Annotated in this window: 13 protein-coding genes; 2 read left to right on the forward strand and 11 right to left on the reverse strand. The window is 36.7% G+C overall.

All coding sequences use genetic code 11. The annotated features are described in order from the left end of the window. Positions 1-98: 98 nt before the first annotated feature. Both M2372_RS07075 and M2372_RS07080 read right to left on the reverse strand, forming a co-directional pair. Positions 99-608 carry a hypothetical protein gene (locus M2372_RS07075; protein WP_228455721.1) on the reverse strand — a complete coding sequence of 170 codons (510 nt, stop codon included), beginning with the start codon at positions 606-608 and terminating at the stop codon, positions 99-101. Between the two features lie 83 nt (positions 609-691). Beyond that, positions 692-2,341, reverse strand: a complete 1,650-nt coding sequence (locus M2372_RS07080) for an AarF/ABC1/UbiB kinase family protein (RefSeq protein WP_123319699.1) — start codon at positions 2,339-2,341, stop codon at positions 692-694. A 399-nt stretch (positions 2,342-2,740) separates the two neighbouring features. Between M2372_RS07080 and M2372_RS07085 the strand changes: the two genes are divergently transcribed. Next, complete coding sequence (locus M2372_RS07085; protein ID WP_185018818.1) at positions 2,741-2,908, forward strand: hypothetical protein; 168 nt, start codon at positions 2,741-2,743, stop codon at positions 2,906-2,908. A gap of 227 nt (positions 2,909-3,135) precedes the next feature. Then, positions 3,136-3,747, forward strand: a complete 612-nt coding sequence (locus M2372_RS07090) for a bifunctional 2-polyprenyl-6-hydroxyphenol methylase/3-demethylubiquinol 3-O-methyltransferase UbiG (protein ID WP_123319700.1) — start codon at positions 3,136-3,138, stop codon at positions 3,745-3,747. 19 nt (positions 3,748-3,766) lie between these two features. On the opposite strand, the gene M2372_RS07095 is transcribed toward M2372_RS07090, so the two are convergent. The 9 genes from M2372_RS07095 to M2372_RS07135 form a co-directional block, all read right to left on the reverse strand. Further along, positions 3,767-5,275, reverse strand: coding sequence for a carbon-nitrogen hydrolase family protein (locus tag M2372_RS07095; protein WP_115973852.1), 1,509 nt, complete (start codon positions 5,273-5,275; stop codon positions 3,767-3,769). Between the two features lie 178 nt (positions 5,276-5,453). Further along, positions 5,454-6,983 carry a glutamine-hydrolyzing GMP synthase gene (guaA, locus tag M2372_RS07100; protein WP_115971129.1) on the reverse strand — a complete coding sequence of 510 codons (1,530 nt, stop codon included), beginning with the start codon at positions 6,981-6,983 and terminating at the stop codon, positions 5,454-5,456. Between the two features lie 162 nt (positions 6,984-7,145). Beyond that, the gene (gene purD / locus M2372_RS07105; RefSeq protein WP_123319701.1) at positions 7,146-8,384 is read right to left on the reverse strand and encodes a phosphoribosylamine--glycine ligase; all 1,239 of its coding nucleotides are present in this window, start codon (positions 8,382-8,384) and stop codon (positions 7,146-7,148) included. An 89-nt stretch (positions 8,385-8,473) separates the two neighbouring features. Then, positions 8,474-9,991, reverse strand: a complete 1,518-nt coding sequence (gene purH, locus M2372_RS07110; RefSeq protein ID WP_123319702.1) for a bifunctional phosphoribosylaminoimidazolecarboxamide formyltransferase/IMP cyclohydrolase — start codon at positions 9,989-9,991, stop codon at positions 8,474-8,476. A 151-nt stretch (positions 9,992-10,142) separates the two neighbouring features. Next, positions 10,143-10,706: a phosphoribosylglycinamide formyltransferase gene (purN, locus tag M2372_RS07115; protein WP_123319703.1), complete on the reverse strand. Its 564-nt coding sequence runs from the start codon at positions 10,704-10,706 to the stop codon at positions 10,143-10,145. Between the two features lie 90 nt (positions 10,707-10,796). Further along, positions 10,797-11,213 carry a hypothetical protein gene (locus tag M2372_RS07120; protein WP_123319704.1) on the reverse strand — a complete coding sequence of 139 codons (417 nt, stop codon included), beginning with the start codon at positions 11,211-11,213 and terminating at the stop codon, positions 10,797-10,799. A 56-nt stretch (positions 11,214-11,269) separates the two neighbouring features. Next, positions 11,270-12,262: a phosphoribosylformylglycinamidine cyclo-ligase gene (gene purM, locus M2372_RS07125; RefSeq protein ID WP_115971124.1), complete on the reverse strand. Its 993-nt coding sequence runs from the start codon at positions 12,260-12,262 to the stop codon at positions 11,270-11,272. Between the two features lie 277 nt (positions 12,263-12,539). Further along, positions 12,540-13,091, reverse strand: a complete 552-nt coding sequence (locus tag M2372_RS07130; RefSeq protein ID WP_123319705.1) for an NADPH-dependent FMN reductase — start codon at positions 13,089-13,091, stop codon at positions 12,540-12,542. A gap of 98 nt (positions 13,092-13,189) precedes the next feature. Continuing rightward, a complete protein-coding gene (locus M2372_RS07135) occupies positions 13,190-13,918 on the reverse strand; it encodes a pirin family protein (RefSeq protein WP_123319706.1) in 729 nt (242 codons plus the stop codon). Positions 13,919-13,999 lie beyond the last annotated feature (81 nt).

Consider the following 13,999-nt stretch of genomic DNA (forward strand, 5'->3'; position numbering starts at 1 on the left):
GATGACCGATGGCAAAGACAGGAATCCCAGATCAAAAGAGTGAAAGCCTGAGAACTGAGCCCAAAACCTTCAGCTCTATACTTTGAACCTTAACCTCATCAGTTAACCTTTACGCTTTTACTGCTTATTTTAATATCATCATCTTTCCATTCACTGGTAGTGATGATAACATTTCCTTTCTTTTTAGGATCTTTTTTAATTGGAAATTTGTCTTCTTCCCACTGGTTGCAATGTGTGGAAATAGGATCTACGAGCAGTTTCCATTCTGTTTTGCTTAATGTGTAAACGTAGAAAGAATGCCAGCAGCTTGTACACCAATTGGGATAAAAACCAATCTCGTCCTTTCCGTCATTGTTAAGATCTCCCAGATTGTATAAAGCTCCCCCTTTAGCCATCGAAATAGTGAATGGCTTTATATTTTTATCACTGAAATACATCGTGGTATCACATTTTCCATCACATTCATCAGTACAATCACTGACCTTAGCATAGACATATTCCTTTGTTCCGTTTCCGTCAAAATCTCCTTGAGTTTTCTCTTCAGTTCCTTCCTGAGCCATAGCAAATATGCCACAGAAAAGCATAATAGGTATCATTAGTTTTTTCATTGTTATATTTTGGTGCGAAGTTTTGGATGCAAGATTCTAGGCATAGAAAATATATAATCTAAAATCCCGAATCTTATAACCTGCTATTTCCTTGTTACTCTCAACAAAAGTATTAATATTAAAATAATTGAAAAAACGAAACCTAAAACCGCAACCACAGATAGCTCTCCTATTCTTGGTCCGGATTCTGAAGAAAAAACAATGGCTGTTGCAATAATATTTGCTCCTAAAATCATGGCTAAAATCAGGTTAATCACACTGGATTTTATCAGCTGGTTTGTCTTTTCAATATTTTTGATCTCACTGGAGACCGTAAATTTATTTTCATCCAGTTTTTGAAGTACAGAGCGGAGTTCTTTTGGAATTTCATCCACATTATCCGTAAAATTCATCATCCGGTCCATTCCTGTTTTCAAAAGGTTCTTCGGACTTATTTTTTTGGTAAAAATCTTTTTAGTGTAAGGGTGAAGGCTTTTGACAATATCCAGATCCGGGTTAATATTTCTCCCCACTCCTTCTATCAGGCTGATTCCTTTAAATAAAAGGTAGAAATAATCTGGCATGTACAACCTGTTATCCTTTAAAATATCCTTCATCTTATTGATAATAACCTGAACATTAATCTCCTGTAATGAGGAACTGTGAACAAAATTCAGAATATCTTCCACATCATTTTCAAATCGTCTTTCATCTGGGATTTCATAGCTAATCGCCATTTTTTTGAGATAACGGACAATTTTGTGTGGGTTTTTAGAAACAAAACTTACGATCAGGTTTTCAAGGATTTCCTTATCGTTGGGCTGGATTTTTCCAACGGCTCCAAAATCAATAAAGACAATTTTCCCATCTTTTTTCACTAAAATATTCCCTGCATGTGGATCAGCATGAAAGAAACCATAGTCTAAAATCTGGGAAACAAAGAGTCTTAATCCTGCTTCAGAAACTTTTACAGGATCAATATCATTAGCCAGAAGAACAGATTTATCAGTTACCTTTATTCCATCGATGAACTCCATACAAAGAATATTGTTATTGGAATAGTCTTCGTAAATTTTAGGAACATAGGTTTCTTTGTTATTCTTAAAATTCAGGCGAAACTGCTGGATATTATTTCTTTCATTCGTCAAAGAAACTTCTTCCAATAATGATCTTTCAAAAGTGGAAATAGCCTGTTTGAGATTCAGCTTCTCTCCTATTTCTGAATAGGCAGAAATTATTTTTTCAATATCTTTAATGAGCAGTAAATCATCTTCAATGACGGATTGTACGTCTGGTTTTCTAAGTTTCAAAATGACCGGACTTCCGTCCAGCAAAACAGCTTTATAAACCTGTGCAATGGAGGCAGTAGCCAGCGGTTCTTTCTGGATTTCCAGAAAATGATCCTTCACAGAAATATTGAATTCACTTTCCAGTGCTTCTTCCACGTCCATATCTACCGTTTCCACCTTATCCTGCAACTTTTGCAGCTCCTGAATCAGTTCCGGTGGCAGCAGATCTTCCCTGTTACTGAAAGTCTGTCCCAGCTTTACAAAAGTAGGTCCCAATTCTTCCAATGCCAATCTGATTCTTTCATAAACGGTTCCTTTGGAAATAATTTCATCTGAATTCCCGGAAACATCTTCCTGCTTATTTCCGCCATTCATTCTTGCGAGAATATCTTTAAATCCGTATTTGCTTAATACGGAAATCAGTCTTGCGGATCTTTTCAGTTTTCTTTGCTGCTTGTCAAACATAGTGTATCAATAGTAGGTGCAATGTACTCCAAAAACTGTTCCTAATACTAATTTAAACTGAATATAAAAGGTTAATAGAGGGAAGATGGAAGTTTGAGGCTGGAAGTTACTTGTAGTTGTATAATTACCGAATATCCTTTCATCAAATATTCCAGAAAGATGAAAACCGGAGTATAATTATTCTTTAAGGTGTTTATTCTTCCTGTCTTCAAATCTGTTTGCTGTCCTGAATTTAAAACAAAAACAGAAATTCACGATAAAGAGATTAAAAATACAATCACATAATCAGCATTTTACATTATTATTTACAAGCATAATAAAGAAAGAATGTTATGTATAATAATATTTTATATATTTACGAAGTACAAACTTAAAACAAACCAATAAAAGTATTACAACATGAAAAATTTACGTAACAGCAAACTTTCAAGAGAACAATTAAAAAACGTTTCAGGAAGCGGAATTATTATCGGTGGTAAGTGCTCTCACCAGTGCTGTCCTACTGACGGACTTCCAAAATGCCCGGGAATGATTTGTCCTGCGGTAGTTTGCCCACAGTATTTATAAGATACACATTTAAATTTTAGGTAAAATAAAAACAGAATGCTTTCGCATTCTGTTTTGTTATTTAAATTCCGCTACTCTATTATTTAATAGGTGTTAAGTATAGTTTTAATCCAAATTTTACTATATACCTATGAGCACTGTCCTGTTGTTATAATATCCCAGAATACATATAAAAAAACAGAAATAAATCTACACTTTTGTATTTTTACAAGAAACTAGTTTTTATTATGAAATTAAAAGTTCCCGGAACTGAAGGATACACCGCTGCTCTTGACAAATTTATTGAAGCAACAGTTTCAATAGACTTTACAGAATTACATCACGATTTCATTCCCTTTATCCCAAAAAGCTCTAGCAGGATTCTTGATCTTGGGGCCGGAATAGGTAAAGATTCTTCTGTATTATCTTCTATGGGACATTCAGTGACTGCTGTAGAACCATCTGAAGCTCTTTTTAAAGCAGGGAAAAAATTATATCCTAATTTTGGGATCAATTGGATTCAGGATGCATTGCCAGAACTTAAGTTTTTAAGTCCTGACGTAAAGTTTGATTTTATTTTGGTATCTGGAGTATGGCATCACCTCAGCCCGGAAGAACAGCATTTTTCAATGATAAAAGTTTCACAGCTTCTGACAAAAAAAGGAATTCTTGCTCTTAGCTTAAGAAATGGTCCTGCGGGTGTTGGAACTCATATTTTCCCAACTTGTACAATATCTACCATACAACAGGCTGAACAAACTGGGCTGAAAGCTCTTTTAACCCTCGAAAAACAACCAAGTCTTCTTCCAGGAAAAGAGCCTGTCATCTGGTCACGCCTAGTATTTCAAAAAATCCAATGAAAAAATTACCCTGAGATCTCTATTTAAGATAGGTTTCATAAAGGTCTTTTCTCCGGTCTTTCATCACCTGAACGGAACCGTTGTGATGAAGATCCTTCAATAAATTAAGGTCTACATCTACAATTAAAGTCATTTCCGTATTAGGAGTTGCCTCTCCTTTCACTGCATTGGATGGAAAGGCAAAATCTGAGGGAGTAAATACAGCTGCCTGTCCAAACTGGATATCCATATTATTTACTTTCGGAAGATTTCCTACACAACCTGCAATGGCAACATAACATTCATTTTCTATAGCTCTGGCTGCAGCACAGTGGCGCACTCTCATATAAGCGTTCTGTGTATCGGTAAGATAAGGAACAAACAGTATCTTCATGCCCTGGTCAGCTAAAATTCTTGGCAATTCAGGGAATTCAACGTCGTAGCAGATCACGAGTCCTATTTTACCACAGTCTGTATCGAAAACTTTGATCTCATTTCCTCCTTTCATTCCATAATATCTCTTTTCGTTCGGAGTAATATGGATTTTTCTGTATTCATCCTTACGACCATCACGGTGAAGAAGGTAGCTTACGTTATACAAATCATTAGTCTCATTATCAAAAACAGGCATACTTCCGGAAATAATATTGACATTATAGCTGATGGCCAGTTCAGAAATTTTCTTTTTAATATCTTCAGTAAGCTTTGCCAACTCTATCATACTGTCTCTTTCTGAAAGGTTATTGAAAGGCGCCAGCAATGGTGTATTGAAAAGCTCCGGAAACAATACGAAATCTGACTTGTAATCTCCCATTACATTCACAAAGAACTCTACCTGTTCATAAAAGGCCTCTATATCTTTGAAATGCCTCATCTGCCACTGTACCAATCCAAGACGGATGATACTGTCCTGCATGGTATTCGGGTTTTTGCTATAGTAAATATTATTCCATTGCAGTAGCACTGCATTTTCTCTTGACGCTTCATCTTCTGGAAGATATTTTTTTAACACCCTGATTGGCAGAAAATTATTGGAGAGCTGAAAAGACAACACAGGATCATAAATCTCTTTATCTCTTACTCTTCGGATATATTCTCTTGGAGAAAGCTCATGGCTGTGTTTGTGATAATTCGGGATTCTTCCACCCAGGATAATTGATTTCAAGTTTAAAAGTTCACATAATTCCTTTCTGGCATCATAGAGTCTTCTTCCCAAACGCAGTTCACGGAATTCAGGGTCTACAAAAACTTCTATTCCATATAAAACATTTCCTTTTGAGGTATGGGTATTAAAGGTATAATTTCCTGTAATATCACTATAGGTATGATCGTCACCGAATTCGTCATAATTTACAATAATAGAAAGCGCTACTGCAGCCAGTTTTCCATCTACCGTAATACAGATTTGCCCATCAGGAAACATTCTTGTGAGTTTTTCTATACTTTTTTTAGACCATATGGATTCCGACATTTGTGGATAAGCCCTTTTCATTGTTGCTGCCAGTTCATCATAATCCTGAACATTCAGGGGTCTTGTATCTATTTGCATTTAATGTAATTTTACTTAAATTTAGGAAAAATAACCTGAACAATCCCAATAGATACGTCCTGTTATAGATTTTTTAACAAGTAATCATCCATTGACCAAAATCATATTTGAGAATAATTCCCAACAAAAAAATCCCGCCCAAACGGGCAGGATTTATATCTAAAATTCAAGTCAAAAATTATTCCCACTCAATGGTTGCAGGTGGTTTGCTTGAAATATCGTAAGCTACTCTGTTGATTCCTCTTACTTCGTTGATGATTCTGCTTGACACAGTATCTAAGAACTCGTAAGGAAGCCTGCTCCATGTTGCTGTCATAAAGTCGATGGTGTTAGCAGAACGAACTACTGCTGTGTATTCGTAAGTTCTTTCATCACCCATTACTCCTACAGATTTTACAGGAAGTAATACTACGAAAGCCTGGGATACTTTTTCGTAAAGGTCGTTTTTGTATAGTTCTTCGATGAAGATATCATCAGCTTCCTGAAGGATTCTTACTTTTTCTGCATCTACAGCCCCCAATACTCTGATTCCTAATCCAGGTCCTGGGAAAGGATGTCTGTATACCATGTGGTGAGGAATTCCTAATTCTTCTCCTACTCTTCTTACTTCGTCCTTGAAAAGCTCTCTTAATGGCTCTAACAATTCGAATTCCATATCTTCAGGAAGTCCGCCCACGTTATGGTGAGACTTGATTACTGCAGATGGTCCGTTTACAGACTGGCTTTCGATAACGTCAGGGTAAATGGTTCCCTGAGCCAAGAATTTAGCCCCTTCAATTTTGTGAGATTCTTCATCAAATACATGGATAAACTCATTTCCGATAGCTTTTCTCTTCGCTTCAGGATCATCTACTCCAGCTAATTTTGAAAGGAATCTTTCTCTGGCATCCACCATTTTAATGTTCATATGGAAATGCTCTCCATACTGATCCATTACTTTCTTACCTTCATCCTTTCTCAATAATCCTGTATCTACGAAAATACAAGTTAACTGATCTCCGATTGCTTTATGGATCAAAACTGCAGCTACAGAAGAGTCAACACCTCCTGAAAGACCAAGGATCACTTTGTTATCCCCTACTTTCTCACGGATTTCTTCTACTGTTTTCTCAATATAGTTCGTCAGTTTCCAGTTTTTCTCTGAATTACAGATTCCAAATACGAAGTTCTCAAGCATTTTTCCTCCTTCTTCCGTATGGGAAACTTCCGGGTGAAACTGAACGCAGAATATTTTTTTGTCTTCATTAGAAATGGAAGCAATAACTCCTGATTTTGCGTTTAATTCAAAACCTGCAGGCAACTCACCTACTTCGTCAAAGTGGCTCATCCAAACTACAGAGTTCTGAGTTACGCCTTTTAATAAAGAGCTTTCTTTAACGATTTCAAGGCTGGCTTTTCCGTATTCTCCTTTTTCTCCTTTATTTACTTTTCCGCCTAAAAGGTGAGCAGTCATCTGCATTCCGTAACAAATTCCTAAAACCGGAACTCCCTGCTCATACAATTCTTTTTCAACCAGGTGAGCATTTTCTGCGTTTACAGAACTTGGTCCTCCGGAAAGGATAATTCCTTTTGGCTGTTTTGCTAAAATATCTTGTAAAGGTGTATTGAAAGGTAAGATTTCAGAGTACACGCCCATCTCACGGATTCTTCTTCCGATAAGCTGGTTGTACTGGGATCCGAAATCTAAAATAATAATACCGTTGTTCATTTTTGATAATTGATTTGTTTGAAAGATATCAGATTTCAGACAACAGATATCAGATTTGGGGGTCTGAAGTCTGGAATCTGGCATCTGAACTCTTATTTCTAATATTAACTGTTTTACAAAAAAAGACTTGGAATGACTCCAAATCTTTTCTCATGATTTTTATTAAAACTTTCCGATGTCTTCTCTGTAGAAGCCGTAATCGAAATGTACATGTCCTGCGTCTTCGTAAACTTTTTTGCGGGCATCATCGAAAGTAGCTCCGGTAGCTACGATGTTCAATACTCTACCTCCATTGGAAACCACTTTGTCTCCTTTTTTGATAGCTCCTGCATATAATAGTTTACTATGTTTTACTTTGTCTTCTCCTGTAATTTCGAAACCTGTTTCAATGTTTCTTGGATAACCACCTGAACACATGACAAGACAAACTGCTTTTTCGTCTTTAAACTTAAGCTCAATGTCTTTTCCGTCCATACAGTCCTGGATCACATCTAAGAGGTTGTTTTCCATAAGCGCCATCAATACCTGAGTTTCAGGATCTCCGAATCTCATGTTGTATTCAAGAAGATAAGCTCCGTTCTTAGTTACCATTAATCCGAAGAAAATGATTCCTTTGAAACTGAATCCTTCTGCTTTAAGACCTTTAATAGTAGGTTCTAAAATATTTTGTTCAAAATCAGCGTAGTGCTCCTGAGTAAACTCCGGGCTTGGTGCCACTGAGCCCATTCCTCCTGTATTGGGTCCTGTATCTCCGTTTCCTGCTTTTTTATAATCTTTTGCAGCTACACATGGGAAAAGTTTTTCACCATTAGAGAAAGCAATGATAGAAGCTTCAAAACCTTGTAAATATTCTTCAATCACCAAACGGATTCCTGCATCTCCATAGATTCTTCTGATCATGAAGTCGTGGATAGTAGCTTCAGCTTCTTCAAGGGTATCACAGATAACAACTCCTTTTCCACCTGCTAAACCACTTGCCTTGATCACTAAAGGATACTGCTGTGTTTGTACATATTCTTTTGCTTCGTTATATGAATCAAATACTACCGCTTTAGCTGTTTTGATATCATAGGTCTGCATAAATTTCTTAGAAAAAGCCTTGCTCCCTTCCAAGCTTGCTACTTTCTGAGTAGGTCCGAAAACTTTAAGATCATGCTTTTTAAACTCATCTTTGATCCCAGCTACCAATGGTGCTTCCGGTCCAACGATCGTTAAATCAACCTTTTCTTTAATAGCGAAATCTCTAAGTTCTTTGATTTCTGATAAATGAACATTTTTCCCTATTGCATCGGTAGTAGCATTCCCGTTAGCAAAAAACATTTTAGAAATTCTCGGGTCATTCTGAAGCTTTGCTGCTAAAGCAGATTCTCTACCGCCTTCACCTATGATTAATATTCTCATACTTTATTTATTATCTAGTCTTATTCTACAAATATATAATTTTGGATGTTAAAATTACCATCCAAAATTATTTTTTAATTCTATTTTAATTAGTGGAAAAAGTGTCTAACCCCAGTAAACATCATTGGGATTTTGTGCTCATTAGCAGCTTCAATGCTGTCCTGATCTTTTACACTTCCTCCTGGCTGGATGATTGCTTTGATACCTTCCTGAGCGCAGAAATCTACCACGTCACGGAAAGGGAAAAATGCATCAGATGCCAATACTAAATCTCCTGTGAACTTTTCTTTTGCTCTTTCGATTGCTTGCTGTGTAGCCCAGATTCTGTTAACCTGTCCCCCTCCGATTCCGAAAGCCTGGATCCCATTGGAAACAACAATAGCATTAGATTTCACATATTTTACCACTCTCTGAGAGAAAAGCAATGCTTTTTTCTGTTCTTCAGTAGGCTGAATTTCAGTTACTACTTTGATATCATCAGAGAAATGTAAATCATTATCCTGAACCAGGATACCACCGTCTACTTTTACCCAAGTCTTTTTATCAGAAACAGGGTTTACGATTTTGATGATTCTCAGGTTTTTCTTTTTTCTTAAAACTTCAAGAGCTTCTTCGTCGAAATCCGGAGCCATTACAATCTCAAGGAAAGTTTTGTTTAGCTCTTCAGCTGTTGCAGCGTCAATCTTATAGTTCATTGCAACAATTCCGCCAAAGATGGAAACCGGATCACATTCGAAAGTTTTTTGGTATGTTTCCAATGCTGAAGTACCTATCGCAACTCCACAAGGGGTAGAGTGTTTTACGGCGCAACAAGCCATTTCTTCTTTGAACTCAGTGACTACTTTCCAGCAAAGGTCCATATCACGAAGGTTGTTGAAAGAAAGTTCTTTACCTCCAAGCTGCTCGAAGTCTTTCATTGCTCCGTTCTCGAAAGTAGAAACATAGTAAGCTGCCGACTGGTGAGGGTTTTCACCGTATCTAAGATCAGAAACTTTTTTGTAAGATGCATTTAAATACGTTGGATATTCCTCATCTAAAAGCATTCTTGAAATAGCAGCATCATAAGCTGATGTAAGGTTGAATACTTTTCCTGCAAGCTTCTTACGGGTTTCAATGTAAGTATCCCCGTTTTGTTCCATTTCAATTTTTACCGTTGTATAATCTTCTACATCAGTAATTACCGTAACAGAATCAAAGTTTTTTGCTGCAGAACGAAGCATAGACGGACCACCGATATCGATAAACTCTACTTTCTCGTGTAACGAAATGTCTTTGTTCACGTTTTCGAAGAAAGGATAAAGGTTTACGATTACCATGTCAATCAGACCAATTCCGTGTTCCTGAACGGTTTTCATGTGCTCTTCGTTGGTACGAACCGCTAACAAACCACCGTGAACTTTTGGGTGTAAAGTTTTTACTCTACCGTCCAACATTTCAGGAAAATTGGTTACCTCATCAATCTGAATTGGATTTAAACCAGCGTCTTTCAAATGTTTGAACGTTCCTCCTGTGGAGATCAACTCATAATTCTGAGCTTCCAAAAACTGTGCGAATTCAATTAATCCACTTTTGTCAGAAACACTGATTAAAACTCTCTTTTTACTCATTACTTTCAATTTTTACTTTTCACAGTTATTTCAAACTGTATCCGGGTCTTTCACCTCCGGATTACTTTTTATTTTACTTAGATTTTTAACCATCCCGTCAAAAATTAAAAATTTTTGACACCCTTCCAGAGGAGGGGAATTTTACTCATTATTAATTCCCTAAGACCTTATTGATCGCTAGCGGAAATATTTCATATTCAATCTTGTGAACTTTCTGAGCTAATGTTTCTGGAGTATCTTCTGCTGTTACTTCAAAAGATTTCTGAAGAATAGCTTCTCCTTCATCAATACCCGGAGTTACAAAATGCACTGTTGCCCCACTCTCTACTTCTTTAGCCTCAATCACTGCATTATGAACGTTCATTCCCCACATTCCTTTTCCTCCGAATTTCGGAAGCAATGCCGGATGAATATTGATTATTTTACCATTCCAGTTTTCACAGAATTCAGGTTTTAAAATGGATAGGAATCCTGCCAATACGATAAGATCTGTATCTTGTGGGATTACATTAGCCAATTCACTGCTGAAGTTCTTTCCTCTTGGAATAAGTATGTTTTTTATATTATGATTTTTTGCTCTTTCCAATCCGTAGCATTCTCTGTCTGCCACCACTAAAACCACTTTTGCGTTTTGGATCTCTCCGGCTTCGATGGTATCAATGATTCTTTGGAGATTACTTCCTGAACCGGATACAAGTACAACAATGTTCTTCATATTTATTTGGTAGCCTTGTCAAGGTTTTAAACCTTGACAAGGCTTTATTTTAAATACATCTTTCAGTTTCCTGTCTGATATCTATTCAATTTATTTTTTTACTACCCGGTGAGTTCCGTCTAATCTTTCTATTTCCTCCACATAAAATCTGGGAGCGGAATCACTGCATCCTGATCTTGAATCCTGTTCCAAACGACCTTTCAATCTATATGTCATGTGATATTGATCGGTCCGATTATCATAAAAATAATCTTTAAAATCGATGGGATCAAGATTGTTTTCTGTTTCAGGATTTATATCTTTTCCTAATAAAAAGTTATATCGTGAGTCGCTTACTTTTTCAACTTTGGCGTCATCATTTTCGTCTCCGCAGGCATATTGCATAAATGTAGCTTCGATGATGATGAGTTTTCCTAAAGATGTTTTATGTTTCCAGCTATTAAATCCCCAATATCCGACTCCCAGGAGTACTATTATTATGAGACAATAGCGGGTGGATTTCTTCATTTTATAAGGTAACAGTATAACAATGACTTTAATTGATATACTGATACATTGTTATATTATAGTGATAAGTTGATTTTCTCTGCTCCTTCAGTGATTTCTCCGATTTCGTAAGCATCATCTAAAAGGTGTAATACTTTCTCAGCATGTTCAGCATCTACTACGATTACCATTCCTACACCCATGTTGAAAGTACCGTGCATTTCTTCACGAGCAATTCCACCTCTCTTCTCCAGTTCAAGCATTACACTTGGAATTCTGATTTTGGAACCGTCAATAGAAGCACAAAGTCCTTCAGGAATGATTCTTGGAACATTTTCGTATAACCCACCACCTGTAATGTGAGCAATCCCACCTACTTTTACTTCTTCCAATACTTTATGAATATCTTTGAAATATAGTCTTGTTGGTACTAAAAGGGTTTCGTATAATGGTTTTCCTTCAAACTCCTCTTCGAAGTTCGGGAATACTTTTCTTACTAAAGAGAATCCGTTAGAATGGAATCCTGAGCTTGGCAATGCGATAATTTTATTACCTGCCTTAATGTTTGAACCATCAATGATCTGATCTTTTTCTACGATTCCTACACAGAATCCTGCAACATCATAATCACCCGGCTGGTACATTCCCGGCATTTCAGCAGTTTCCCCACCAATTAATGCACAGTTGTTATCTTTACAGGCATTCACCATTCCTAAAACGATTTCTGCTGCAATTTCAGAATCCAGCTTTCCACAAGCTAAATAATCTAAGAAGAACAAAGGTTTTGCCCCGTGACAAAGAATATCGTTAGCACACATTGCGAAACAGTCTACTCCGATAGAGTCATATTTTTTGGTATCCAAAGCTACTTTCAGCTTAGTTCCTACCCCGTCTGTTCCTGAAACAAGAACTGGGTTTTTGTATCCACCGATTTCGTAGAAAGCACCAAAGCTTCCCAAATGGTTCAATACATTGGAATTGTGGGTTTCACCCACTGCTTTTTTAATCTTGTCAACCGTTTTGTATCCTTCTTCTTTGTCTACTCCTGCTGATTTGTAAGTGTTGCTCATGTCTGCTTAGATTTTTTAGATAATATGTTTCAGATCTCAGATTATTGATGATCCGGTGTCTGTCACCTTACTATCTTTTATATTTCAATTTACTTTTTATTTCAAATTTAGAAAACAAAAAAGCCGACAATCTTTTCAGATTATCGGCCGTTATTTTATCTCAGAATTTCAGAGCCCACAATTTTCCCTTTATGAGAAAAACATTGTTTATAGGAGGTCTGAATTTTCATCTCTTTTCTTTTTGCAAAAATAGTAATTTTAAATGAATATTCAAATTCTATTTTTCAAGGATGGTTTCAATAGCCGCAATCTTCTTTACTTTTTCTTTTAATTCACTGTCTTTCTCTGCATTAGAAATCTTTTGCCCAGCTTTATCAAAGTTATCATTGAAGAAAGGAAGCGAGAATGTTTCCACCACATTTCCACCGTGAAAAGGGAAACGCTTGGATGCTGCTTCCAAAACTCCTGCTCCACCTCTACCTCCAGGTGATGTAGCCATCAATAGCATTGGTACTTCATTCCATACGGTTCTGTCTTTGATTCTCGATACCCAGTCGAACACATTTTTGAATGCTGTAGAATATGTACCATTGTGTTCTCCTAAAGAAACCAACAGTAGATCTGCTCCATCAATTTTTGCTGCAAAATCATGAGCTTCCTGAGGAACTCCACCTGCTAATTCTCTTTCATGTTTATAGATTGGCATTTCGAAAGGATTTAAATCAATTACTTCTACTTCTGCTTTATCAAATAATGTTGATGCATAAGCTACCAACTGCTTGTTCATTGAAACTTCTGAGTTACTTCCTGCTATTGCTAAGATCTTCATATATCGTATTTATTTTTAAGTTATACAGAAGCATCACCCGGATTTCCCAATGATGCTTCTATATTATTTTTAATTTTTAAGGATACAAATTTAGTTTTTTATTTAAGATAAGACGGTAATTCCATTGGGACTTCCATCAATAATATTTCTGCATCTTCTACTGCTTCGATATTAAAGCTTTGCGTATCCCAGATTCCCAATCCATCTCTTTCATTAAGTACACGGTCTCCTACTTTTGCACTTCCTTTTAAAACAAATGCGTAAACTCCGTTTCCTTTTTTATTCAGCATATAGTTTTTCCCGTTTCCTTTTTTAAAGTTCGCCAGGTTAAACCATGCGTCCTGATGAATCCAGACTCCGTCATCATTTTTATTAGGAGATAGAATCTGTTGGAATCCATTGATTTTCTCACCTTCTTTGATGCTTTTCTGGTCATATCTCGGCTCTACACCCACCTCTTTTGGGAAAACCCAGATCTGTAAGAATTTTACCTCTTCGTCTTTATTTTTGTTATATTCACTATGTTGCACTCCGGTTCCGGCACTCATGACCTGAATTTCGCCTTTTTTGATGACCGCAGTAGTTCCCATTGAATCTTTGTGTTCCAAATCTCCTTCTAAAGGAATGGAAATAATTTCCATATCCCTGTGTGGGTGTGTCCCGAATCCCATTCCCTGAGACACGGTATCGTCGTTCAATACTCTTAATACTCCAAAGTTCATTCTGTCATTGTTCTGATAGTTTGCAAAACTGAATGTGTGGTAAGAGTTTAACCAACCATGATTAGCATGGCCTCTTGAATCTGCTTTATGATATACTGTTTTCATTTCTGTGATTATTTATGGTACAAATGTACGGGATGTGAGAGTGAAAAAAGTTGATATAGGATAAGAAAGAAGATAGGGTAG

This window comes from Chryseobacterium sp. BIGb0232 (assembly GCF_024810195.1).
In the GTDB taxonomy this organism is placed as follows: domain Bacteria; phylum Bacteroidota; class Bacteroidia; order Flavobacteriales; family Weeksellaceae; genus Chryseobacterium; species Chryseobacterium pennae.